22 protein-coding genes are annotated in these 25648 nt (G+C 50.9%); 4 read left to right on the top strand and 18 right to left on the bottom strand.

What is annotated here, in order from left to right; translation table 11 throughout:
• Nucleotides 1–60: 60 nt before the first annotated feature.
• The 16 genes from J7619_RS28550 to J7619_RS28475 all read right to left on the bottom strand — a co-directional run bounded on the left by J7619_RS28550 (nt 61) and on the right by J7619_RS28475 (nt 17357).
• Nucleotides 61–1221 (bottom strand): Gfo/Idh/MocA family protein, encoded by a 1161-nt coding sequence (locus J7619_RS28550; RefSeq protein WP_291207332.1) that lies wholly within the window; start codon nt 1219–1221, stop codon nt 61–63.
• A 173-nt stretch (nt 1222–1394) separates the two neighbouring features.
• Nucleotides 1395–2429, bottom strand: coding sequence for a TIM barrel protein (locus tag J7619_RS28545; protein WP_291207329.1), 1035 nt, complete (start codon nt 2427–2429; stop codon nt 1395–1397).
• 144 nt (nt 2430–2573) lie between these two features.
• Nucleotides 2574–3788, bottom strand: a complete 1215-nt coding sequence (locus J7619_RS28540) for a class I mannose-6-phosphate isomerase (RefSeq protein WP_291207327.1) — start codon at nt 3786–3788, stop codon at nt 2574–2576.
• 83 nt (nt 3789–3871) lie between these two features.
• Nucleotides 3872–4963, bottom strand: coding sequence for an aldose 1-epimerase family protein (locus J7619_RS28535; protein WP_291207324.1), 1092 nt, complete (start codon nt 4961–4963; stop codon nt 3872–3874).
• 87 nt (nt 4964–5050) lie between these two features.
• On the bottom strand, nt 5051–5863 hold the full coding sequence (locus J7619_RS28530; protein WP_291207320.1) for an alpha/beta fold hydrolase: 813 nt from the start codon (nt 5861–5863) through the stop codon (nt 5051–5053).
• Nucleotides 5864–5972: 109 nt separating this feature from the next.
• The gene (locus tag J7619_RS28525; RefSeq protein WP_291207317.1) at nt 5973–6800 is read right to left on the bottom strand and encodes a sugar phosphate isomerase/epimerase; all 828 of its coding nucleotides are present in this window, start codon (nt 6798–6800) and stop codon (nt 5973–5975) included.
• A 28-nt stretch (nt 6801–6828) separates the two neighbouring features.
• Complete coding sequence (locus J7619_RS28520) at nt 6829–7878, bottom strand: ThuA domain-containing protein (RefSeq protein ID WP_291207314.1); 1050 nt, start codon at nt 7876–7878, stop codon at nt 6829–6831.
• Between the two features lie 26 nt (nt 7879–7904).
• Nucleotides 7905–8756 carry a sugar phosphate isomerase/epimerase gene (locus tag J7619_RS28515; protein WP_291207311.1) on the bottom strand — a complete coding sequence of 284 codons (852 nt, stop codon included), beginning with the start codon at nt 8754–8756 and terminating at the stop codon, nt 7905–7907.
• Between the two features lie 93 nt (nt 8757–8849).
• Nucleotides 8850–9590: a DUF1080 domain-containing protein gene (locus J7619_RS28510; protein ID WP_291207723.1), complete on the bottom strand. Its 741-nt coding sequence runs from the start codon at nt 9588–9590 to the stop codon at nt 8850–8852.
• A 320-nt stretch (nt 9591–9910) separates the two neighbouring features.
• Nucleotides 9911–11056: a glycoside hydrolase family 130 protein gene (locus tag J7619_RS28505; RefSeq protein WP_291207309.1), complete on the bottom strand. Its 1146-nt coding sequence runs from the start codon at nt 11054–11056 to the stop codon at nt 9911–9913.
• A gap of 102 nt (nt 11057–11158) precedes the next feature.
• The gene (locus tag J7619_RS28500; protein WP_409012777.1) at nt 11159–11758 is read right to left on the bottom strand and encodes a YceI family protein; all 600 of its coding nucleotides are present in this window, start codon (nt 11756–11758) and stop codon (nt 11159–11161) included.
• Between the two features lie 116 nt (nt 11759–11874).
• Nucleotides 11875–12444: an alpha/beta hydrolase gene (locus J7619_RS28495; protein WP_291207304.1), complete on the bottom strand. Its 570-nt coding sequence runs from the start codon at nt 12442–12444 to the stop codon at nt 11875–11877.
• 24 nt (nt 12445–12468) lie between these two features.
• Nucleotides 12469–13554, bottom strand: a complete 1086-nt coding sequence (locus J7619_RS28490; protein WP_291207300.1) for a formylglycine-generating enzyme family protein — start codon at nt 13552–13554, stop codon at nt 12469–12471.
• A 16-nt stretch (nt 13555–13570) separates the two neighbouring features.
• The gene (locus J7619_RS28485) at nt 13571–15013 is read right to left on the bottom strand and encodes an NAD(P)/FAD-dependent oxidoreductase (protein ID WP_291207298.1); all 1443 of its coding nucleotides are present in this window, start codon (nt 15011–15013) and stop codon (nt 13571–13573) included.
• Nucleotides 15014–15018: 5 nt separating this feature from the next.
• Entirely contained in the window at nt 15019–16590 is a 1572-nt protein-coding gene (locus J7619_RS28480; protein ID WP_291207296.1) for a sulfatase, read from the bottom strand.
• 203 nt (nt 16591–16793) lie between these two features.
• On the bottom strand, nt 16794–17357 hold the full coding sequence (locus J7619_RS28475) for a DUF4142 domain-containing protein (RefSeq protein ID WP_291207294.1): 564 nt from the start codon (nt 17355–17357) through the stop codon (nt 16794–16796).
• A gap of 156 nt (nt 17358–17513) precedes the next feature.
• Here J7619_RS28475 and J7619_RS28470 point away from each other — a divergent pair, with 156 nt between their 5' ends.
• From J7619_RS28470 to J7619_RS28455, 4 genes are all read left to right on the top strand, one after another.
• Nucleotides 17514–17957, top strand: coding sequence for a response regulator (locus J7619_RS28470; RefSeq protein WP_291207291.1), 444 nt, complete (start codon nt 17514–17516; stop codon nt 17955–17957).
• Between the two features lie 27 nt (nt 17958–17984).
• A complete protein-coding gene (locus J7619_RS28465) occupies nt 17985–18599 on the top strand; it encodes a biliverdin-producing heme oxygenase (RefSeq protein ID WP_291207289.1) in 615 nt (204 codons plus the stop codon).
• Nucleotides 18600–18612: 13 nt separating this feature from the next.
• Complete coding sequence (locus J7619_RS28460; protein ID WP_291207287.1) at nt 18613–20898, top strand: ATP-binding protein; 2286 nt, start codon at nt 18613–18615, stop codon at nt 20896–20898.
• 172 nt (nt 20899–21070) lie between these two features.
• Nucleotides 21071–22171 carry a DNA topoisomerase IB gene (locus J7619_RS28455; protein ID WP_291207285.1) on the top strand — a complete coding sequence of 367 codons (1101 nt, stop codon included), beginning with the start codon at nt 21071–21073 and terminating at the stop codon, nt 22169–22171.
• Between the two features lie 150 nt (nt 22172–22321).
• Here the strand turns inward: J7619_RS28455 and J7619_RS28450 are convergent, their stop codons facing one another.
• On the bottom strand, nt 22322–22972 hold the full coding sequence (locus tag J7619_RS28450) for an outer membrane lipoprotein carrier protein LolA (RefSeq protein WP_291207283.1): 651 nt from the start codon (nt 22970–22972) through the stop codon (nt 22322–22324).
• Nucleotides 22973–23076: 104 nt separating this feature from the next.
• Complete coding sequence (locus J7619_RS28445) at nt 23077–25647, bottom strand: DNA translocase FtsK (RefSeq protein ID WP_291207281.1); 2571 nt, start codon at nt 25645–25647, stop codon at nt 23077–23079.
• Between the last annotated feature and the right edge of the window lies 1 nt (nt 25648).

The following is a 25648-nucleotide window of genomic DNA, read 5'->3' as shown; positions in this document are numbered from 1 at the left end:
TTAACCTTTCCCGCATGGCAGGATCCGGTTAAAGCCTCAGATTATAAGTGGATTATTGGATTAACCCTCCCAATGTACGCCGGTATCTTTCCAGCTTTTGGTGGCCGCCGATTCGAGTACCGCCTCGCACACTTTCTGTGTTTCGTAAGCGTCACGGAAAGTCGGTGAGCAAGGCTTGCCTGTCTGCAGGCTTTCGAAGAAATCAGCCGCCTGGTGCACGAACGAATGCTCATAACCAATGCTGGTTCCAGGGATCCACCAGCGCTTCATGTAAGGCTGATCGCCGTCAGTAACCAGGATAGAACGCCATCCGCGCACGATCGACTGGTCGTCGTGATCGAAGTATTCGAGGCGATTCATATCGTGCAAATCCCAGCGAATGGAAGCATTTTCGCCATTGATTTCAAAAGTATAAAGCGCCTTATGACCGCGTGCATAACGCGTAGATTCGAACAAGCCGAGTGAGCCGTTATCGAAATGGCAATGGAAAATACAGGCGTCGTCGATACCCACTTTCTGTACCGCGCCTGTGCCAGCATGCTTGCGTTCTTTGATGAATGTCTCAGCCACCGCCGACACATCCTTGATCCCGCCATTGATCCACATCGCAGTATCGATACAGTGCGCCAACAAGTCGCCGGTTACGCCGGAACCCGCTGCGTCTACGTCGAGGCGCCAGGTAGCCGTTCCACCCTGTGGTACATCCGGGCTGATCGTCCAGTCTTGCAGGAAGTTGGCACGATAATGAAAAATACGGCCCAGTTTACCTGAATCTACAATTTGTTTTGCCAGCGTAACCGCAGGCACGCGGCGGTAGTTGTACCAGACCGTGTTTTTCACGCCAGCCGCTTCAATGGCGTCCACCATTGTTTTCGCTTCTGCAAGCGTACGCGCAAGCGGCTTTTCGCAAAGGATCATTTTGCCTTTCGCGGCAGCTGCCAATGCGATCTCGGCGTGCGTATCGTTCGGCGTACAAATGTCTACGGCGTCGATATCGTCGCGCTCGATGATTTTGCGCCAGTCTGTTTCGTACGATTCATAGCCCCATTGCTCGGCGAAAGCTTTCACTTTCTCCTCGTTGCGGGAGCAAACAGCCGCCAGCACCGGGCGGTATTCGAGTTCAGGGAAAAAGTCCCCGATTCTTTTATAACCATTGGTATGCGTGCGGCCCATCAAACCGGAACCGATCAGCGCAACACGGATTTGCTTTTTTTGTGACATTGGTTTTAAATGCTTTAGGCTGTAAGCTATAAGCTTTAAGCCTTAGGTTTTGGGAATATTTTTGAAGGCTGTAAGCATTAGGCTATAAGCTTTAAGCTTCATTGAAGTACAACTAAAAAAGCTTACAGCTTATAGCTTATAGCTTATAGCTTATAGCTTATAGCTTATAGCTACTACGCTATCCACCCATGCGCATTGCGCACGCGTACCAGCGCGGCGAGGATGTCGTTCCAGGTTTGCTGCTTATACATCACCTCGTTCGGGAACATACAGCCGTCCCAGCAAATGTGGCGGAATGCTCTTGTGAGTTCGCCCTTCTCGTCACGCAGCCAGAAGCCGGCGTGGTGTACGATATCAAGTTTGCCATTCGGATCGGTAGCGAGGCAGTGGCGACCGGTTTTGTCGTGTGAGCCTGTTCCGTGAACGGTCCCGTCGTTTTGTGCAACGTGGAAATCGATGGTCCAGGGACGCAACGCGGCAGTCATTTTCTTGAATGCTTCATCCAGAGTAGCCCGATCGTTCCATTGGAAATCGGCTGGCAAAATGCGGTCTTCCGGCGCATTGTAGCCCAACAGATACAGGAATGTATGCGACATATCCGCCTGGAAACCTACATTCGGGCGATCCGTTGCTTCGAGCGTATCGATCATCGCTTTCCAGCTATGCATACCGCCCCAGCAGATCTCGCCTTCGGCCGCCAGTCTTTCACCGAAATCGGCTGCCACGTCCGCGGCACGGCGGAATGTCTCTGCGATTTGTTTGGTGTTCCCTTTCGGATCGGCCGACCATGCTTCCGGAGAAGCGGCCGAGTCGATACGGATCACACCACCATGGCGGATGCCTGCGTCGCGGAGTTGCTTGCCAAATTCGCATGCCTTACGTACCTGCTCCACAAACGTATCGCGGGCCTCCTTGCTGCCCATTGCCGAGCCAGCCCATACGTTCGCCACGAGGCTTCCCGCTTCGAGGTTATAGCCGGCCAGTTTGTCGGCCAAGCGCTTGCCGCCGTCGGCTGCATTGAGGTATTCGCCGATATGCTCGTCGAAAAGACCGATATCGACGCCGTCGAATTTCACGCCGTCCACTTCCGCAGCGGCTGTCTTTTCGAGCAATGTGTCAAAAGGAATAATCGGCTCCGAATCAGAACCTTTGCCCACGATACCAGGCCATGTGGCATTGTGGAGCTTGGGGAAATTATTTTCAGGCATGGTTTAAGAGATAAGGGCTTTAAGCTGTAAGCCTTAGGCTGTAAGCTCTTGGCCTGGTGAAAAAAAGCTATAAGCTATAAGCTGTAAGCGATAGGCTGCAAGCATCTCATGAGCTTAAAGCCTACTGCTTATAGCTTACAGCCCTTACAATACTAAATCAGGATTACCCGGACCGAAGTGCTTCAAAATCACGATCGGGTCGGTTTTCGATGGGTTACTGATCGTAACGCCTTCGATCGCAGCCGCTTCGGTTACGAAATATTCGTCGTTGGTCAGTTGTCCATAGCGGATCAATGCTGGGGTTTCGATATCCCACACACCAAATTTACCGTGGCCCTGCATCACGATCATTCCGTATGCACCACCATCTTTAATGGTCACAGTTTGTCCCGGGAATACGGTCAGTTCCTTAGCGCTGTAAGCCTCGTTTTTATAGCAAATCCAGTTTTCACTATATCCCTCTGCTTCCATCTCGGCAACGTCTTTTACCGGCTTAGGACGCATGAAGTGCTTTTCCATCAGGTTAGGATTGACGTTCAGATCCCAGTCGATCACGTCCATCAACAAGTCATAATCGCCGATTCTGTCTTTCGGCGTTCCTTTCCAAAGCAACTCCTCCGGAATAACCGCTTCGTTGACAAGCGATTGATACATGGCAAAAATATCCGACGCTTTCTGAGGCTCATAGGTACACAAGCTGCCCGGCGCGTGCAACATGCCAGGAGGCACATCCCAGCCTGTTCCTGGCTCCAGACGAAATGCCTGGGAGTAATTGGTAATCTTATTATCGCCTTTGGTGAAGTTCATCAGACACTCTTTGATCTGCTCTTTGGTCGTACCGGGAGCGATACCAATGAATGTGTATGGAAAATCGCCACCGTGATTGTTCAGTTGAGGCGGGAAATAGTAGGCTTCCGGCTTTCCATTCTGTCCCACCATCGCTGCGTGCTCATCTCTGTGGTGAATGTGATGCGGAAGCGGCCCCATATTGTCAAAAAACTTGGAGTACATAGGCCAGCTCTTGTATTGATCCCAAAGTCTGTCGCCTATGATCTGACCTTTCAGCTCTGCTACCGCGTCCCGCAATGTCACTTTTTGAACCCCTGATTCATCCTCCAAAACGATTTGGCTCAAACCTTCATTTTCGCCGGTAAGCGGTCCATTTTCGGCAGGAGTTGTGGATGACAACCAACGCTCATCGATACCACCACGTTCTCCACCCAGTATGTAATAATCGTCGGGGTGCAATTTGATCCTGCGGCCGGGAACGCAAAACGAACGCGGCACCCATGTCGGCGCCAAACGCAAAATTCCCTTTCCCTGCTCCAACGCCTTCTCAGCTATACTTGAAAGTCCCATTGTTTTTGTATTAAAGAATTGGTTTTTGGTACACTTAGTTAAAATTTTTACTGTATGTTAATGTGCTGTTGTCGATCTTGTCGCTAAACATTCACTTTCAATTCAAATTCCTCGATTTCCTCCTTCCCCGTCAACACGCTCAGTTCGAGATCGTACTCCCGCGTTTCTTCGGGTTGCAGGAAGATAAGCGTCCCATCCTCACGTGCTTTTGCCTGCCCGGAAAGCGGATGCGTGCTCGGCTCGATACCGGTCACATATTCGCCTTTGCCCCAATGCTGCCAGTTGGCGAGCCAGGGTAGTTGTTCTTTTTTGAATTTCAATGCGACGGCCAGCCCGAGCTTTTCGTTATGCAGGCCGCAAATGCTGTCACCGAAAATATCGGCGTCCACATCTATCAACGCTACTTCTTCTCCGCTGCCGAGGTGGCTTTCCAGCGGCGCAGGTACTTTTTTGAATGCATTACCTTCTTTGAAAATTTTGGCATTTTCTTCAAAACGCGGGCGCCATTGACCGTTCCAGAGAATGTCGGTACCCTCGTCGACGATGGGCCAGCCAAAATTGAAATGGTACAGCAGCATGTGCGGCGCCGCGGTATTGGCTTTGTTAATTACCTCATCATGAATACGCAGCTTCGCCTCGCCTAATGTGGCTGAAATGGTTCTTTTCAATTCCAGGCTCGGCCCGAACGGGCGGGTTTCACGGATGATGCCGGTAATGCTCATCTCATATTTGCCGGCGCGTAGGTCAGGCTGGATAATGGAAATGATTTCCGCAGGCTGGTTACCGATTAAACCATGCAAACCACGGTCGCCAAAGCTGTCAGATTCAGGGCCGCCTGCGTGCGAGAGGCCACAGGTAGTGAGCAAGCCACCACCGAATGTACGGAGCCAGTCGATGCCTTTATCCGAGAATGGTTGCGGGGAGGTAACGCCGCCGTGGCTGATCCACGCCAGGCTATGCTGGTTGTAGAAAGCCTCTGCAATATCCATCGCCCGGTCTATCACGACTTTGAAGCGCAATCCGCCACCAGTGTTGATCCATGCAATGCGGGTACCACGACCAGCGCCATTATCCAGCACGGAAGTTTCAATACCACCCACTTGTGCGTGGTTCGACACTTTTACTTTCCAGTTTTCCGCTTGCTTTTCAATGCCTTTCGAATCGCCAATCTCCATTATATCTTAATTAAACCTGTAATTATCTAAATCTGAAAAAGGCGCAAAATGCCTCGTTTTAATGCTTTTAACTTGAAAAATGCGGGATCAGGCTACCGGTACGCGGGTCAGCCAATTTCGCACGCGGGCATTGAAATCTTCTGTATTTTCAAAATGGAATGCGTGTCCGAGCTTGTCGTACAGGAACAACTCGGCACCGGGAATACCGTCGGCAACCTCTTCGGCCATCCATACCGGCGTGAAAATGTCTTCCCTGCCGCCTATCACCAATGTCGGGGCATTAATCTTGCCCAGATCCGGCAATGCATTATGATTGATGCAAGCCGCCGCCTGTCCTTCCAGGCCGTGCAATGGCTGCGGAAATGGGTTAAATGCGTCGATGCGTCGCCCGTTTTCAAGGTCTTCGTGCTGTTTCGCATCGTCCCAAGACGATTTTGAAAAGATCAGCAACTGAATGTACAAGCTGAACTCCTCCGGACGGAAACGGGCCTTGGCATTGGCAATGTGTTGAAAAAGGCCTTTCGCATAGTTATCGCAACGCGCCCAGGGGCACATTAATACCAACGACTTCACCTTTTTAGGATGCCGAATCGCCAACTGCTGGGCAATGGTACTACCCATCGAACAGCCTATCACATTTACATTCTCCAAACCCAACGAATCCAGCAAACCGGCATAATCGTCTGCCATTTGCTCGGTCGAATAGGGCCCGGCAGGTTTATCCGTCAATCCCACGCCGCGGTTATCGCCGATAATGCACCGGAAATGATGTTTCCAATCCGCTACGTGCACATTCCACACCGATCCCGGCGCGGTAATGCCCATAATAAGCAGCAATGGCTCCCCGGAACCGCGTTCTTCGTAGTAAAAGTTGATACCGTTGGTTTTGATGGTGGGCATAGTTGGTTGTTTGCTTTAAGCTGTAAGCCTTAGGCTATAAGCTATGCTTTTTTTGTAATAACCTATTTCTGAAAATTTGGCTTAAAGCTTACAGCCTATCGCTTATAGCCTACCGCAATCCCGGCACTAACTCCTCCTGAATCCACTTCCCGTCATGCAAGGTCACAAAATCCGGGTCTTCCAGCGCTTCTTCGCCTTCGTCTTCACAGATGATCCAGCCTTTGTAGTTGATGTCTTTCAGCCATTGGGTCACGCCCAGCAGGTCGACTTTACCTTTGCCCATCAACGTAAATTCAGGGTTTCCGTCCCAGTCTTTGTAATGCACATGGTTAATCAGCGACTGGTATTCCTTCATTTTCGCGAGCGGGTCCATACCGCCGTTGATGATATGGCCTACATCTGGCGTCCAGCCTGTTACGGATGCGTCCAGACCTTCGAGTACGATTTTGTAATCTTCCTCTGTGCGGATAATGGAGGTATGCGGCGAGTTGGGGTGGTAGCTGCACGGCACGCCTTTATCAGCAGCGCGGCGCGAAACGGTGTTGACGATATTCACAAGGCGTTTCTGGCGCTCTTCAATGTTATGTCTGCCCGTCGGAATTTGTACGGTATTCAGTACAGCCCCCGGGAAACGCTGCAGCACGCGGATCGCGTGGTCGGCCACTTCGCGTTCGCGGTCTGTCTCTTCGGCTTCATTCCAGTCCAGTGCGAGGGCCAATGCGGCCAGTTCGATGCCTTGTTCTTTCAGTTTGGCTTCTAGCAGATCCGGGTCTTGCAGGTCGCCCATCCAGGTAAAAATGGGCTGGATTCCCGTAAATCCCGCTTTCGCGATGACTTCGATCATATGTCCTAACCGGCCCTGGTGTGTTTGGCCGCTGTTGCTCATGAACCAGGTATAAACCTCTGATCCAAAGCGAAATGGAAGTTGCTGAGACATTAAACGTTTATTTTCTATTAATTAAAAATCACTTCGACTTCTTCTTCACCACTTCACCCGGCATGATCAGCGAATCCCAGCCCGCCAGGTCCGACGGCTTTACATTCGCCTTATACCCATTGAAATTGAATGTCGTGGGTTTATAAGGCCCTACAAATGCAATGTCGTTGCTCGGTTTGATAGCGCTTTCAAGCCCCAGCCCCCAGAACATCGCATTCACGACCATCCGCCTAAAACCTTCGTTCAGCAAATCTTCGGAAGCACCGTGGGTTGTGGTGAATGCGCGGCCTTTTTTACCACCTTCCATTTGGTAATCACGGATCCAGGCAACAGGCAGCAGCTCCTTGGTAGGATCGGCAGGAGAATCGGCCGTCATGCCGTTCAACACCTGGCCTTTCGCAAGTACCGTTCCTTTCGGAGCAGCCGTATAGCCGCCCGATTGAACCCACATATCCTTCACGCCACGCATAATCGGGTGATTTTTTTGCGCTTCGTCAATGATGATTCTGGAAGATTGCTTGTGGTTCGTTCCGTAGTGGGACACCCAGGTTTCACCCAGAATATACTCCCCGAAACCATCTTTCCAGGCCGTTTTGGGGCCATTGTAGTTCCAGGTATAATGCTCCCATTTCGGATCATTTTTGATTTCAAATGCGTGGGTGGAAGTCCGGAATGCCACAATGGGCCCGCCACGTTTGAGATACTTCTCGAAATGCTGCATTTCCTTGTCTTCGAAATGGGCGAAACGCATGAAAAGCACCATCAGGTCGGCTTTGTCGAGCACGTCGAGCCCTTTCACATTGGAACTGCCGGGAAGAATGTAGCCGTTCTCGTCGAGCGCGTACACGACCGTACACGTGAACCCGTAACGCTTGGCCATAATACGCGCCAGCGCGGGAAGCGACTCCTCGCCGCGGTACTCGTGGTCGGTGGCGATGAAAACGATATTTTTACCTACCCCAGGCCCCTTATCGCCCTTGTACACGACCCGATGTTTTGAGGGATCGTCCTGTGCTTTGGAGCCGAAAGTGATCAGGGCAATGCCGAGCACCAGCATTGATTTCAAAAGATTCTTCATAAACCCGGACTGAAAAAGGTGGTTGATCAGAGCCCGTGTTTCAGGCCCATTTCGCGGATAAATTTGTAGCCATTCTCGGCAATGTCCCAGGGCTCGTTGAATTCCCGCCAAACGCCGATCGCATTCGCAAAACCGGGATCGTTGCGCGAGAATGCTTCGATAGTCAGCCAGCCGTCGTATTTGATGGCCGCCAGCGCAGCGAATGCATCATCCCACTTCACCTGGCCTGTACCCGGCGTGCCGCGATCGTTCTCGCTGATGTGCACGTGCGCGAGCACAGGCGCGATCGTTTGCAATGCTGCCCCGTAGCTTTTCTCCTCGATATTGGAATGGTGGGTATCGAACATCGCGCGTACATTCGGGTGATCGGCCGCTTTAACGAGTTTGAGCAATTGCTCCATCGTGTTGCACAAATAGCATTCGAAACGGTTGAGCGCTTCCAATGCGAATGTAATGTTTGCCTGCGCGGCATAATCGGCAGCGGCATTCAGTACTTCTCCGGCCAATGCATATTCACGGTCTTCGGCCGGGCGGTTCACGAAAACGGTATGCGCCGAGTGGAACGGCCCGCAAATCACTTTCGAACCGAGATCATGCGCGCGTTCTATGGCCCATTTGATTTTGTCGAGCCCTCGTCCGCGCACTTCGGCCGAATCATTCACCGGGTTTTCCTCGGCTCCGAGCGTCATTACCGCGGTAGTTTCAAGACCCAGATCTTTGACAAAACTGCCCATTCGCTTGTAAGCCGCAGCTTCCTGGGGGCCTAAATAAAACTCGACGCCGTCGTATCCAATCTTTTTCAGTCGTTCGATGATCGGAAACAAGTCGTCCGAAACTGCCGCCGTCCAGGCCAGCACATTAAATCCGATTTTATTCATAACAAGGCTTTATGCTTTAAGCCTTAGGCTGTAAGCTTTGCATTAATGGTTTTGCATTAGCCGACGGCCGAGAGCCGAGAGCCGATGTTTTAATTAATATTGTTTGATACGCAGGTCTTTGTATTCCACCTTCATAGGCGGCCCTACGTGTACCTGTACCCCTAAAAGGCCTTTTTTGGCTCCATTTACCGTGTCGTTATCGGTAACATCGCTCATCAGGACGCCATTGATGTAATGTTGCAGGTGATTTCCCTTCACAACGAGATGGAAAGTGTTCCAGTCTTCGCTTTTGATCAATGTCTTCAAAGAATCGGAAGAACCGAGCGAGCCTACCACTTCAAAACCGGTCCAGGCATTCTTGGATACATTCTTGCGGATAGCTTCCGGCGTTTTTTCTCCGGTATATTCTTTGATGACCGTTTTCTGGCCACGATAAGCCAATGTAGTACGCTTTCGTTCTTCGTAATTCTGCCCGGTGTAGTTGTTTTTGCCGTCGATATCGGCCTGATAGCCTTTCAATGCGAAGGGCACGTCGGTCAATTGCTCACTGCGGTAGTTGATGCCCGAGTTTCCGGCTGTTGCGATCTTGAACGAACCTTTCAGTTCGAAATCAGCAGGTTCGCCGCCGCGCCAGATAATGAATGAGTTGGTTTTCAAAAGCGTTTCAGGAGTGATTTCGCCAACGAGCGAGCCGTTTTCAACGCGCCAGTATTTAGGATCTCCATCCCAGCCTTTGAGTGATTTTCCGTCGAAGATGGATTTGAAGCCTTTTTCACTTTTTTGGGCAAAAGTGTCGACCTGGCTGGTGAGGGTCATCATGGCGGCCATGAACATTCCGGCCTTGATAAATCTGAAACTCATTTTGATCGCATTTATAGGTTTAGTGACTCCTGAACAACTGATTTCCCTTACTGCAAGGGCTATTTCAATACTAATCCCTCTTAAAAAAGCAGAAATTAATATCCAAAAATTCCTAAAAATATCTGATGCACTATCCTGTACTAACCTGCCCGCACTGGTGCGAAGCTCTGCTTCGTGACTTCTTATTTGCAGAGCTCCCGCTCTGCGCGTGCATTCGCGATGCGCGTTTACGGTTCCCGACCGGCCGGAGGCCTACGAATAGTGGGTACGAAGCAAGAGCTTCGCACCGGCCTTTACGGCAGCGGATCACCCGGAGTTTTCGCGGCGGGATCGTAAACCGCCACACCTACGCGCGAATCGGCGCAGCCGTAGTAGAGCAGCCATTTTTTCTTGTAATATACCATCCCTTCGATGAAAACAGTGCCCGCTACATATTGACCGCTCTTTTCAAATGGCTCCATTGGCCGGAAGAAAGGGGTATCGAGACGGGCGAGAACCTTGGTGGGGTCATTTTTATCAAACAACACCTGGCCGGCGCAGTAACTGTTGGGCGTAAAACGCTTGTCACCGTCCTCCCCTTTATCGTTTTTGCCATTATAGAGTAACACGATGCCATTGTCGGTGAGAATGGCCGGCGGGCCGCATTCGGTGAGGTTACTGTCAAAATAACCCTTTCTTGGAGAGATCAGGTTTACCAATTCGCCTTTGCTATCCACCACAGGTTCCCAGTTGATGAGGTCGGTGGAAGTTGCCACATTTACATTGGCTTCGCCGAAATAGAGCCAGTACTTCCCGTTGATTTTCGCAATCACCTGCCTATCCCCCACCAGTTTGGTCACGATCGAGCCCGATTTTGTCCAGATATTATTGAATTTACCATGGTATGCCTCCCTGAACACCGGGCCATACTTTTCCCATCTGAGCAAATCGCGGGATGTGGCGACGCCCAGGCGTGCTTTGTCTTTGTTCCATTGCGTGTAAACAACCACATACAGGCCGTCTTCCGTAACAGCTACACGCGGATCCTCGCAGCCGCCGGGCCATTCATTGGCTTTCTGGCTATCCTCGGCGGGGAACAACACAGGTTCCTTTCGCCTTTTGAAACGGATCCCGTCTTCACTCTCGGCATATCCAAGGCGCGATGTACGCATGCCGATCGCCTTTCCGGCCTTGTCCTCGGCACGGTACAGCACCACGATCTTCCCATTTTTCATGGTCGCCGCTGGATTGAAAGTATCATTCGATTCCCAATCAACCCGGCGTTTGTTCATCGGGCAGAAAAAACGGGAAGTACTGTCGGGAGAAATAACCGGGTTTACGCCAGCAGGCCGTTTAAAGCCGCCGAACGCCCATTCGGGCAACTTGTTTTCAGTTTGGGCAAATGTCTGTCCTACGACCATCGATGTGCATATGGCAAGGCCCACGATGAAATTTTTCATAGATTTTCTATCAGTTATCAAATCACATTTGCCAAATATAGATCAAAAAAAATCCGGTCTGATCGCTCAAACCGGATTTCATATCTTTTAAATATTCGCTGATTATTTGTTCGCTACCAAATTTACGTCCAGCGTAAAATCGTTGTCGATCGCCTTGTCGCCAAGGTTTTCGAAGAAGTTGGTCGAACGGAACTTAATGTCGTATTTGGTGCGGTCGATGCTTACTTTCGCGTTCGCAGTCACCTTTTTAGCGTCGGCCGTCACAGTTGCAGGGAATTTCACTTCCTGGGTGATTCCCTTGATTGTCAGCTTGCCTGTTACGTCATAAGCATTGCCGCCTTTCGGTGTTACAGAAGAAATCACCAGCTTCGCCTGCGGGTGTTTTTCAACCGAGAAAAAGTCGTCGCTTTTCAGGTGATTGGTCAGTTTGCCGTTCATTTCCTGGTCTTTCACGTCGGTTACCACCAGTGATTTGATATCGGCTACAAAACTTCCTCCTTTGAGCTTGTCGTTATCAACTACGAGGGTACCGCTTTCCAGAGGCACAGTTCCCGCGTGTGTTCCTGTCACTTTCTTGGCGCCCCAGTTAATGGTGCTCGCTTTCGGATCCACCTTCAGTGTTTTGTCGGCGGCATTCTTTCCAGGACCGTTGGCAATAGCAGCAACATTGAAAAGCAAACCAGCTGCTGCGAGTACAAACATTCTTTTCATAATAATTTCAATCGTTTAAAGTGTAGAAGAATTGTTTTGAAAGATATAAAGAATAAAAAGCACTTAACAAATCATTAACAGGCTTTAACAATCCTATACGTCGGTTGTCAGGAGTGCGTTGCTTCGCCTTCCAGCAATTTCACACCGTCGAACCGCTCCAATATCCTCTTCCCGTCGACCCAATCTTCCAGCCCGGATACAGCATTGATATGCCCCTTTTTACCCACATTCACGAAATCGCTCCCCCAGTTGGCCGCGAACACTTTCGATCGCCCTATTGTCGCGTAAATATCGTCCGTGCTCGCCACCACGATCGTTTTGAAAGGGATCGTACGCACGGGGATGGGTGTAAAACCAACCACGAAATTCAAACGTTTGGAAAGCTCGGCATCCGCCGGGGCTACAAGTAATGCCCCTTTGATCAGCTCCGAACTGTACTCCTGCGCCCAATGTGCCACGGTAATGCAGCCCAGGCTGTGCGCAATAAGGACCGTCGGCTCGGTGAGTTCACTGATCTGCTTTTGCAGCTGTGCCACCCAATCCTGTTTCACGGGCCAGTCCCAGTTCGCCTGCTGTACGCGGTCGAAGCGGTCGGGATATTGCTCTTCCCAGATTGTCTGCCAGTGCTGCGGGCCTGAGCTCGCCAGTCCCGGTACGGTCAGAAAGCGCACACTCATAGTATTTTCGATTTGGTAATCACTTTATTTCTTGTCCATTACGCAGCGGAAACCGAGGTTATTGCTCCCGCTGGTCACTTCTCCCTTGCCACGGCTGCCTGCCTTGTAACGAATGCAATAGTCGTCGCTGCAAAGGAACGAGCCTCCGCGCTGAACGCGTTTTACTGCGCCCGGCTCGTCCGGATCATAGCTATCGGATGGACCTTTCGGGTTTGCCGCCGGACTTTTCTGATAATAATCCGGGCGATAAAGGTCCTCGCACCATTCCCACACATTTCCGTCCATATCGTACAGACCGTAAGGATTTGCAGGAAACGATTTGATGGGCGCGGCGGTGAGATAGCCGTCCTCTTTGGTATTCTTGTCGGGGAAGCTGCCCTGATAAATATTAGCCACCCATTTACCGCCGGGTTTGAGTTGATCGCCCCAGTAATAGGTATGGTTTCCTTTGCCCCCTTGTGCCGCAAACTCCCATTCTGCCTCGGTAGGAAGCCTTTTGCCGGCCCATTTCGCATAAGCGGCCGCATCTTCGTACGACACGTGAACAACCGGATAGTTTTCGCGGCCTTTGATCGAACTGGATGGTCCTTCCGGGTGCGCCCAGTTGGCGCCCGGAACGTAATTCCACCATTGCAACGGGTTGTCGAGGCTCACGCGTGTAGGCGTAGGTGTGAACACCGCCGAGCCTGGAACCAGCTTGTCCGCCGGCACACCCGGATAATCGGCCGGGTTCAATGGACGTTCGGCAACAGTTTTGTAATTAGTCGCTTTGACGAACGCCGCAAATTCAGCATTGGTTACTTCGTGGGCATCGATATAATACCCATTCACGGTTACCTCATGCATCGGGCGCGAGTCCGGAAACTCATCGGCCCCCATGAGGAACTTCCCGCCGGGTATCCACACCATGCTGGTACTGTCGCCAGCTCCCTCAGTCACCAGGCTTGCATTACGGATCGCAGCGGCACGCGAAGGCATGCCGTCGGCAATGCAGGCCGCGAGGCTGTCGGCTTTGCGTTTCTCCTCGGCGGTTTGCTTGCTTCCGCAGCTCCATAAGGTCACGGCTAATACGCCTGCCAATCCGCAAAACCTCTTTATTGAAAACTCCATATTCCTGAAAACTCGGTTACGCTTTTTTTAACTCAACTTTGAAAACATCCTTCAACGCCTGCCGCGCGGCGTGGTACCCGCACATCCCATGCACGCCCCCACCCGGAGGTGTGGATGACGAGCAGATGTAAATGCCCTTCGCCGACGTACGGTAAGGCGAAATGCTCAGAACGGGTCGTGAATACAACTGCCACACATCCTGGATACCGCCGTTAATATCACCTCCGATATAATTCGGGTTATATTGTTCAAATGCGCTGGCATTGGTCATGTGCCTCGCCTTGATCACATCCCTGAAGCCCGGCGCATACCGTTCGATCTGGCTTTCGAGGGCGGCGGTCATATTGCGGTCGTCGCCGTGTGGTACGTGGCAATAGGCCCATGCCGTATGTTTGCCTTCGGGTGCCCGGGTTTTGTCAAAAAGGCTTTGCTGCGCTACCAATGCAAAAGGTTTTTCCCCGCGCTTTCCATTTCCTACATTCCTCTCGTAACGCACTATTTCTTCAAATGTATTCCCCAAATGAACGGTACCCGCCCCCCGGCATTCTTCTCGCTGGAACGGAATGGGCTCATCCAGCGCCCAATCGACTTTGAAAACACCCGGACCATGCCGGTAAGCTTCCAGGCGCCTTTTGTAGGAAGAGCTCAGCCTGTCGCCTGCAATGCGGACCAGTTGCCGCGGCGTTACGTCCAACAAAATGGCCTTAGCGGGAGGCAGCTCATCCACCGAACCGACCATCCATCCCGTCTGAATCTTCCCTCCGAGCGATTCGTAATAGGTACCCAATGCATTCGCGATGCTTTGGCTCCCACCCACGGGAATCACCCAGCCTTTGATGTGCGCCGCCGCCATGAGCATAATACCAAAGGCCGATGTCGCGATATTGCCCAGCGGCTGAATCGAATGCGCGGCCATTCCGGCCCATAATGCGCGTCCTTCGGCTGTTTTGAATTTTCCGGCCGTCCAGGTAGCGGGTGGTAATGCCTGCAACCCGAAACCCACCAACCGGAAAGGCTCTGCCGGCCATTGCAGCGGTCCGAGCAAATCGGGTAACAACTTCGGAACGGATTCCAGCAGATGCCCCATCCATTTACGGTAGGTATCTCCATCCGCTCCGAGCTGCCTGGCCGTAGATTCCACCGACTGGTCGAGCACAGCTACGCGGCCGCCGTCCAGCGGGTGTGCCGCGTCATGCGTGGGCTGAACGAATTTCAATCCGAAATCGGCCAGTGGCAATCTTTCAAAGAACGGCGACATCAATGCCATCGGATGCACAGCCGAACAGATATCGTGGCGGTAACCAGGCAACGTCAGCTCGGCCGTACGCATACCACCTCCAATCGTTTCCTTGCCCTCGATCAACAGCACCGACAGTCCCGACTCCTGCAAGGTAATAGCAGCCGCAAGCCCATTCGGGCCGGAACCCACCACTACTGCATCATATTCGGGAGTCGCCAAGCTTGTCAGGGTTTAGCTGTCGCGAGGATTTTCAATGCCTCGTCGTCTTTGTATTCGTTCATCAATGCTTTCAGCTTGATTTTAAGGTCAGCTGTCAGTTTTTCAGTGCCTTTTGTTCCGTATACATTGGAGACCTCTTTCGGATCCTTCTGCAAATCGTACAACTCCCATGAGTCTGCTCCGTTGTAAAAATAGACCAGCTTATAGCGGTTCGTCCTCAATCCGAAATGCGGATAAACGTGGTGCGGCTGCGGGAACTCGTAATAGTGGTAATAAGCCTCTTTTCTCCAAGGCACCTGCGCAGTTTGCGTGCCTTTCAGCAATGGCAGGAACGATTTGCCTTGCATATCAGCCGGCGTTTTCACCCCTGCGATATTCAGTACGGTGGGCGCCCAATCGATATTCACGACAAGGTCATGCACTTTGGTCCCTGGTTTGATCACACCCGGATAACGGATCACAAACGGTGTTTTCAATGATTCTTCATAGATGAACCGCTTGTCAAACCAGCCATGTTCGCCCAGGTAAAAACCCTGGTCGGAAGCGTAGATCACGACCGTGTTTTTGGATAAACCGCTCTTGTCCAGGTAGTCGAGGAGCTTGCCGATATTCCGATCCAGAGAATTGGCTGTCGAGAAATAATCACGCAGGTAACGCTGGAACTTCCACTCTACCAATGCCTTTCCCGTCAGGTTTTTATCCGTTACCTCTTTGGATACTTTGTTATAATAGGCCTTGAAAACCTTTTTCTGCTCGGCATTAAGTCGGTTATAGAGAAAGTCCTTTTCATAATCCACCCCCACTTTCAAATCGAACTTCATGCGCATGGTCTTATCGATGGTCATATCCTGATCCGCAGCAGCTTTTCTGCCTTTGTAATCGTCATAAAATGTCGATGGGAGCGGGAATGTCACATGATCGTATGCGCCAAGATCCTGCAAATCGGGCATCCATTCGCGGTGGGTGGCTTTATGGCCGACGATCAGGAAAAACGGCTTGCTATCGTCACGCTTTTCGAGCCAGCCGGTCGCAAATTGGGTAATGAGGTCCGAAACGTAGCCGGTGTATTTGGTAGTGTCGTTCGGCTGACCGATGAATTCCGGGTTATAGTAATGTCCCTGATCGGGTAATACGTTCCAGTAGTCAAAACCTGCCGGCAAGCTGTTCAAATGCATTTTACCGATCCATGCCGTCTGGTAGCCATTGTTACGGAGTGTTTCGGACAATAATGTCTGGCTGGTATCGAACTTCGTCCGGTCGTTGCGTTTGTAGCCATTCAGGTGGCTGTATTTACCCGTGAGCAATGTCGCACGGCTCGGGCCGCATATCGAGTTTGTCACGAGGTTATTCGTCAATAATGCACCTTCACGGGCAATGCGATCAATATTCGGCGTCTTAACGATTTTGTTTCCATAGGCTCCGATTCCCTGATAAGCATGGTCATCGGAAAAAATGAAAATAATGTTCGGGCGCTTGGCTGTCTGGGCGTGGGTCGTCGTGACGGACAAACCCAGCGCAATCAGGCCGAAAAAGGCTTTCAAAGTCAGCTTCGCAGGACGGGTAAGGATAGCAAACATAAATACTCTATATAATAGGTAGACAAAATAAACTTATGCAAAATCAATTCGCAAGCGTTTGCCCGGAATTACTTTCCAAAGCCGGTTTTTCGCCGGGTTTAAAATTACAAATTGATGATTTGTTTTCACTATCCCGCGTTTTTAAAAGCAAAAAAGCCCGGAGCGAATACTTCGCTCCGGGCTTTTCAATGATTCGGCTCAGGTTATTTGGTTTTCTTATCAATGGCCTCGGCCATTTCCAAATGGTGTTTCAAGGTCGGAAGTTTACCCTCGGCCCATGCTTTCACATCAGGGTCTTTGGCATCTTTTGCCGCCTCTTCAAATTCGCTGATATCCTCTTTGTGGTCATCTACCATAAAGGAAATATAGGCTTTGTCGAACTCCTTCCCTTTCTTTTGGGCAAGTTCATCGTACTTTTTCTGCTTGTCGTCGCTCAGCATAGCGGGAAGCGTGATGTTTTTCTGGCCGGCGAGCGTTTTCAGCTCTTCACCTGCTTTTGAATGGTCTTTCATCATCATTTCCCCGAACTTCTTGACATCCGTGCTGGCGGCGTTTTTCTGTGCCAGCTCTCCCAGCTGTACTTCCATTAATCCGCCATCGGCGGCTGCCACGGCGAACTCGGAATCATCTTCCAGCGCGGTGGTATCGAGTTTCGCTTCATTCTGTTCTTCGGCAACTTCTTTGCTGTCCTCTGTCTTGGTGTTGTTACAATTCGTAAACGCCACCACAGACGCTGCCATAAGGATACTCCATGCGATCTTTTTCATAATAGGTTTTCATTTTTTGATGATTTGCGTCCTAAAAATCAAAAAACTGTGCCATCGCGATAGAAAAACGGATATTTTTGTAGTCATCCGTTGACAAAAAGCAGTGCTTTTCGGATTGTTCTGCCACTTTCCAAACCTACCTCTATCCCTATTTTAATGAGCTTTTTTGCCCCTTTGCGGATCTTGCTGGCCGACGACGACCACGATGATACCTTTCTTTTTCAGGAAGCGCTGGCGCAAATCCCCCTGGAAACAGACCTTTCTATCGCTGAAAATGGGGTGGAACTTCTCCAAATATTAAAAGACGCGAACGACAAGCCCGACATCATATTTCTCGATATGAATATGCCCGTCAAAAACGGGCTCGAATGCCTGGAAGCAATCCGGAGTACTGCCAGGTACGAGCAGGTACCAATCGTGATCCTTTCGACTTCGGTGTCGCAGCATCTGTGGGAATCAGCCTACCGCAACGGGGCCAGCCTGTATATTCAGAAACCAAACAGCTTTAACAGCCTGATAGAAATCCTCAAAAAATGCCTGCTCGACAGGACGGGTGCAACAACGCCTGACGGAGTGGAACAATTTTTGATAATTAATTAGTCTTACAGGTTTCAATTCGCATTCAGTATGAGTGAAGCAACCGCTTTCAACACAGCACAAGACTTATTTTTCAAACGACTTAGACAAGAAACGGCGGAAAGCCATCAGAAACTGGAAGATAACCCGCTTTCGCAGGCGATACTCTCCCCGTCGGTTTCCTTAAAGGATTATCAGACCTACCTGGCAGCGCTTTTCGGCGTGACCATTGCCTGCGAGGACCAGGTATTCCCTGCTATTTCCCACATTATCACCGATTTGCAATCCCGCTACAAATCGCGACTGATCATCGACGACCTTTTGGCCACCGGCTTATCGGAAGCCGAAATCGATGCGTTGTCGGTATACCGTTTCGAATTTTCAGGCACTGCCGAAGCGCTGGGCATCATGTACGTGCTGGAAGGATCTACGCTGGGCGGAAAGATTTTGTACAGGCACATCCATGAAGTGCTCGGACTAACGCCCGAAAATGGCGCTTCCTATTTCTGGGGATATGGTACGCAAACAGGGCACCTGTGGAAAAGTTTCATCTCCTCTCTTACCCAATTTGTCGACGAATATGAGGAGCGTGACGGCGTAATCGATAGTGCAAAAAAAACTTTTACCATCATTGACAACTGGCTCGGGCAAACCGGCCGGTCGTAACTGGTCAGCAGGAATGAATATCAAGGACATAGTAAACCGCGATATTGTCAATCTGACAAATTGCGAAAGTGAACCCATACACATACCCGGCAGCATCCAGCCTCACGGTTTTTTACTGGGGATTAAAAGAGGTGACTCCAGGATCGAATTCTGCAGTGCCAACAGCGTCGATTTTATCGGTATCGGACCGGATAAGGTCCTGGGCAAACACATTTCCGCTATCTTCCCCGAAGAGCAGGCTTCACGCTTCGTATCATATACGGAAACTGGTGCTATTGATTCTGCGAAGCCGTTTGTGTTCACGCTAAACGGGGTTTCGTTCAATACCACCGTTCACGAGAGCGGCCTCAATGTGATCCTGGAACTGGAACCATTCCCGGACGGGACTTTGCAATTGCCGAACTTATACACGCAGACGCGCAATTTTGTCTCGATCATGGAGAAATCCAGCGGGCTACTTGACCTCTGCCAGGAAATTGCCGACGAAACCCGCAAAATTACTGGTTACGACCGGGTGATGATCTACCGTTTTGACGAACAGTACAATGGCGAGGTGATTGCCGAGAGCAGGCGCGAAGACCTGGTTTCTTTTGCAAATCAGAAATACCCGCATACGGACATTCCCGCACAGGCGCGCGAGCTGTACATCCGCAATCCGCTTCGGATGATCGCGGACATCAATTATACACCCGTTCCGCTGTTGACAATCGACGATTCGGCCGATAAGGGGAATCATTCGCTGGATCTGAGCCTGTCGATCCTGCGGAGCGTATCGCCCATGCATATTGAATATTTGAAAAATATGGGCGTGGGCGCAACGCTGACCATTTCGCTGCTGCAAAACCAGAAACTCTGGGGGCTCATTGCCTGCCACCATTATGCACCCAAAATTTTGCCGCACTATACGCGCCTTTCCGCGCTGTTGCAGGGGCATTTCCTGACGTCGCAAATCGCGGTGCGTGAGGTTGCCGAAGAATACAACATCGGCGAAGCGGTCGATAAGGCCCTTGCGGAAGCGCTCACCCTCCTGCACGAGACCGAAAACTTCATGGAAGCCAGCCATCAGTCACCATGGTTGCTGAAACTCGCGAATGCCACAGGCGCCGCCATTTACCATGAAGGCGTATTGTATACCAATGGCCTGGTCCCCTCGGATGCAGAGCTGATTGCGCTGTTTGCATTTCTGTCCAAGGCATATCCCAACCAGACATTCGAGACCGATAATCTCGCAGACGTTTATCCGGCTGTGAAAGACATTTCCAAATATGCCGCCGGGGTGGTCTACCACTCGATGGTATCGGGCGAAAATGACGGGATATTATGGCTGAGGCAGGAAAAAATCGAGACGATCAACTGGGCAGGCAATCCGGATAAGGCTGTTTTGCAAAATGAAGACGGTGCCCGGCTTTCCCCGCGCAAATCATTCGAATTGTGGATGGAGATCGTAAAAGACAAAAGCTCCCCCTGGCGAAAATCGGAGATCAATGCGGCTTCGAGCTTTTCCTATGCGCTGCAAAAGCACATCAATTACCGGGTGATCAGGGCACAGGAAGACCAGAACAGGAGTCTCAACGAAGAGCTGCGCCTGGCCAACAAAGAACTCGCGAACCTGAACTGGATCTCGACGCACGACTTGAAGGAACCGCTGCGGAAAATTCAGATTTTCGCTTCCAAAGTCCTCGATCGTGAAGATCCCGACCTGTCTGCCCAGGTAAAAGACTCCGTCGAACGAATGCGTTTCGCGGCCGAAAAGATGCAAATGCTCATCGAGGATATCCTCACCTATTCGAAAGCCGGCAGCATGGATAAAGTCTTTGCATTAACCGACCTGAACGAGGTACTTCGGAACGTCATTTCGGAATTGCAGGATAATATCGATGAAAAACGCGCTACGATTCATGCGGAGAATCTCCCATTCCTTGAAATCATCCCATTCCAGGTGCATCAGCTGTTCATCAACCTGATCAGCAATGCGCTGAAATTCGTCAAGGCGGGCGAACGTCCTGATATCAGCATTACCGCAGGCAGTGTCGACGCCGCAGCAGTTCCTTCCGAAAAACCCGTTGCGGGCCGTTACCATGCCATTGCCTTTCACGACAACGGGATCGGTTTTGAGCCGGAATATGAAGGCAGGATTTTCGATATTTTTCAACGGTTGCATCCCGCACACAAGTATCCCGGAACCGGCATTGGTCTGGCTATCTGCAAGAAGATAATGGAGAACCATAAAGGGTTTATCGGGGCAAGGTCGGTGTTCGGAGAAGGCTCAGTATTTACCGTATATTTTCCCATCGCATAATTGCCGGACCGTGTGAGTATATTGTTCCTCAGCTTAGCCGCTTACCGGGGCTGGGCTGGGGATTTTTAATGGGTGCTGTATGACCCTAATGCGGCCGGCTGCACTTTTGACGCGCGCTGAGGGTTGGTATTAAATTGTTATGGTTTACCAAAAACAACAAACCGTAAACCAGATGTCAGCAGCCGCAGCTCCTGAAATAACCACCGACGAGCCCGTACTTACGGCCCGGCAATTCAAAAAACTGAGAAAAAACCCTGCATTGACGGCCGAAGCCGCCGGACTGCACTATGTCCAGTCGACAAATGCACCAGGCTATACCCGCAAAGGAAAAGCGCCCCGGTTCTACTACACGGGCGACGGCGGCCAGCGTTTGAAGGATCCTCAAACAATCAAACGCATCAAGTCACTGGTACTTCCGCCAGCCTGGACCGACGTCTGGATAAGCGCCGATCCCGATGCCCATTTGCAAGCCACAGGCATCGACGCCGCCGGCCGGAAACAATATCGCTACCACCCATTCTGGAACGTCGTCAGAAACCAGGCCAAATATTACAAATTGCTCATGTTCTCGGAAGCTTTACCTGCACTCCGCGAACAGGTGGAGCATGATCTCCGCAAACGCGATTTCGACCTTTCGAAAACCATCGCATTGGTGATCAAGCTCATGGACAAAACCTGTATGCGGGTAGGCAACCAGCGTTACAAGGTGCTGCATGGGTCGTCGGGCATTACCACACTCGACGCGCGCTGTGCGACCGTCACCGGGAGCCGTATCCGCTTTACATTCAAGGGTAAAAAAGGAGTCCGACAGGATATAACATTGCGCGACAACCAACTGGCACGGCTCGTGAAACAATGCAAGGAAATGCCCGGAAAAAGGCTTTTTCAATACGTAACCGAAACCGGCGGAAAGTGCTCCCTGAATGCGCAACAAGTAAACGACTACATCCGCCGGCACACCGGAGCCAATTTTTCAGCAAAGGATTTCCGGACCTGGATGGGCACTGTTACGGCATTCGAATACCTCAGCCACCAGGAAAAAGCCGTTTCCCAGCGGCAACTGACACGCATTGAAAACACCTGTCTCGATGCGGTAGCCGCGCATCTGGGCAACACCCGCGCTGTTTGTAAAAAGTATTACGTGCACCCGGCCGTTTTCAGGGCCTACGAAAGCAACCGCATTCAGCGCTTTTTGCATAAAGAGGTGGAAGAAACCGCCCATTTCTCTGAAACGGAGCAACACGTACGCGCACTACTGGCACGCCCAAGCTGAAATCGATAAGTTTCGTTCCGTATGCAACCATTTGTATACAATCCTTGTCACAAACTTTGACATTGATTTTCGAGGATATTATAACGCGTATAAGAAAAATGGGTGAGACCGGAAGGCTCACCCATTGCTATTTTCATGCGTCTCAGGAAATTATCGCAGGTCCACTACTTCTACGCCCGGATATTGTTTGGCATTAAACGCGAAGAAATTGTCGGCCACATTCACATCGGCCACAAACTGGTCTACCTTATAGGTTACCTCCTGGCCATTTTTCTGGAAAATTTTCCAGCTGCTGATCGATTTATCGGCTTTATTCACCTCGATCTGCACCTTATTAACCTGGCTGTTTTTGTTGGTTGAGGTCAATTCCACTACTTCAACCGCCTTACCTGCTTCCTGCTTTTCCTTTACAAAAGCGGATTTGAAACCTTTTTTATAGGCTGTATAAATTTTCGTCGGGTCGAGGTCGCCGCCGGCAGCGGGGTCGAAGTCCTGTAAATTCACTTCATTGGTTTCCTTGATGTACGTAGCCATCAATTTACCGTCGTTAAAGATCTCCTGACCTGCCATTTTCAACCGAAACTTCGAGCCCTTCACGGTCGCTTCTCCTTTCAGCGGCTTTTCACCCTTGGTAATGTAAGTAAAAAGTGCTTTGAAGGATTTGATCTTCTGGTACTTGCTGCTCATAGCATTCAGGATATCCGACGACTTTTTATCGCCCTGCGCGTGGGAAGCGAACGGGTTCAAAATGAAAATCGTCAATACCGCAAGCAAACAAGCACTCTTCTTCAAATTTCTCATATTCAATTATTTAATACCTACTAAGTTTATAAAAACGGGGTTTTAAGTGAAATATTTCAATTTTAGACTTTACAAAACCGCAATGGTTTAACGGCGCCGCGGGCTTAACTTACACCCATTACGCGGAGGTGTTCTTCCAGCATATTCAGGTCATGGAACATCACGTCGCGCGCTTTGCTGCCGGTGAATGGCCCCACCACACCCAGTACTTCCAATTGATCCATAATGCGGCCCGCCCTGTTATAACCAAGCTTCATTTTACGCTGGATCAGCGACGTACTGCCTTGCTGGTGCGTTACGATCAACCGTGCTGCATCCGGCAGCAAACTATCGAAATCATCCGGGTTGAGTTCAGCTTTACCCTCCGCTGCATCCTCGCCTTCATATTCAGGCAATGCATAGGCCTCGTCGTAACCACGCTGCCCGCCTATATACTCGCAAATATCCTCGATCTCGCGGGTGTCGATGAACGGACATTGCAAACGGATCACCTCCGAATTGATCGCCAATAGCATATCCCCTTGTCCCACGAGCTGTTCGGCACCGCCCATATCCAGGATCGTACGCGAGTCGATGCTCGATGTTACACGGAAGGACAGACGCGCCGGGAAGTTGGCCTTGATCAAACCTGTGATAACCTTCACCGAAGGCCGCTGCGTAGCTACTACCAGGTGAATACCCACCGCACGTGCCAGCTGCGCCAGACGTGCAATCGGCGTTTCGACTTCCTTCCCGGCCGTCATCATCAAATCGGCCAATTCGTCGATTACGAGTACAATGTAAGGCAGGAAGCGGTGCCCTTTTTCGGGGTTCAGCCTTCTCGCCGCGAACTTCGTATTGTATTCCTTCAAATTCCGTACCGCGGCCTCTTTCAGCAGGTCGTAGCGGGAATCCATTTCAATACAAAGGGAATTCAGGGTAAAAATCACCTTTTTCGTGTCGGTGATAATTGCTTCCTCCGCATTGGGAAGTTTGGCCAGGAAGTGTCTTTCCAACTTGTTGAAAAGGGTCAATTCCACTTTTTTCGGATCCACCAGTACGAATTTGAGCTCCGCCGGATGCTTTTTGTAAATCAATGAGGCCAGAATGACGTTCAAACCAACGGACTTTCCTTGTCCGGTCGCACCCGCCATTAGCAAGTGCGGCATTTTTGCCAGGTCGGCAATGTGGATATCGTTTGAAATGGTCTTACCCAAAACAATCGGCAAATCGTAAGTCGATTTCTGGAAGCGGTCGTTAGCAAGTACCGATCGCGCAAAAACCGTCTCCCGGTTCTTGTTCGGCACCTCGATACCGATGGTACCGCGGCCAGGCATTGGGGCGATGATACGGATACCCAACGCCGCAAGGCTCAATGCAATATCCCCTTCGAGGTTTTTGATCTTGGAGATCCGCACACCCGCTTCCGGGATAATCTCATAGAGCGTCACCGTCGGCCCGATCGTCGCTTTGATTTTAGATATATTGATCCCGTAACTGCCAAGCGTGTCGACAATCTTGGTCTTATTACTTTCGAGTTCTTCCTGGCTTACTTTTTCATGCTGGTTTTCGAATACCTCGTTCAGCAGGTCGATCGTAGGGAAATGATAAGACGGCAGGTCGAGCATCGGGTCATACTGCCCGAATTCGCGTAATATCGACGCATTGACATCTTCATCCTCAAACTCCTCCACCGCAGTTTCATTTGCCTGGGTAGTGTCTTCCACTTCCAGTTCGAGCAGCGGTTCGGAGGGCACAGCCGACACTTCCATCGGCATGACCGGCAATTCTATACTCGTCGATGCGGCCGGTACGGATGGCGTCTGCGGCGCTACCGGCAATACTACCGCAGGATGCGGCATCACGCGCGGGGCTTCTTCTTCTGTTTCAAGATCAACATCCGGTTGCTCTTCCGGTGCCAGCACCTCGTCGTCATATGTATCATTCACTACCGACACAAACGTACTTTCGGGAGCAGCAGCCTCTTCCGGTCCTGCGGGGGAAAGCGTGTCCTCGTGAAGCTCCTCTGTCGCCACTTCGGGTTTCGCATGCTTCGCCTGCCACGATTCGTATCGGTCGCGCACGTCGTAGAAAAACACCGCGAATACGAACAATGCAAACAGAATAGGCAGTACGCTACCCCATTTCAGCCAATCGAAAAGCGACACGTTCACCAAATAGCCAAAGCCGCCGGAGAGAAAGCTGAGTGTGTTTTCGCTGTTGCTCATGAGAATAATGTAGCCCATCAGCACGCTTACCCACAGCGTAAAAAAGATTACCTCTTTGGTGGCTTTACTCAATGGCAATATTTCTCTCCCGAACGCCATTTTCCAGCCTGCCACAAACGGAACGACGGGCAGCAACAATGCCCCCAATCCAAACCAGCGATAGACAAAAATGTGCGAAACCACCGCTCCGAGCACGCCCAGGAAGTTCCGGGTTTGCCGTCCGGCATCACGAATCGACTGATGCCCCAGGCCGTCGAGCACGCTCTGATCGGACAAGCCGGTGACGATGTATGAGAAAAAGGATGTTTCCAGGATCAATCCCAGTACGATAAAGAATGTGCCCCAGGCCAACGTATTCTTCGGGCTGGTGAAAATGTGTTCCCAATCGAGGGATACACGAAAGCGGGGAGCGGCGGCCTCCTCCGGTTTCTGACGCTGTGTGTTACCTCTTGGCTTGTTGACTGACATT

The organism is Dyadobacter sp. (genome assembly GCF_017744695.1).
Taxonomy (GTDB): Bacteria; Bacteroidota; Bacteroidia; order Cytophagales; family Spirosomataceae; genus Dyadobacter.
The sequence above is the reverse complement of the archived record's forward strand: the minus strand, read 5'-3'. Positions and strand labels throughout refer to the sequence as shown.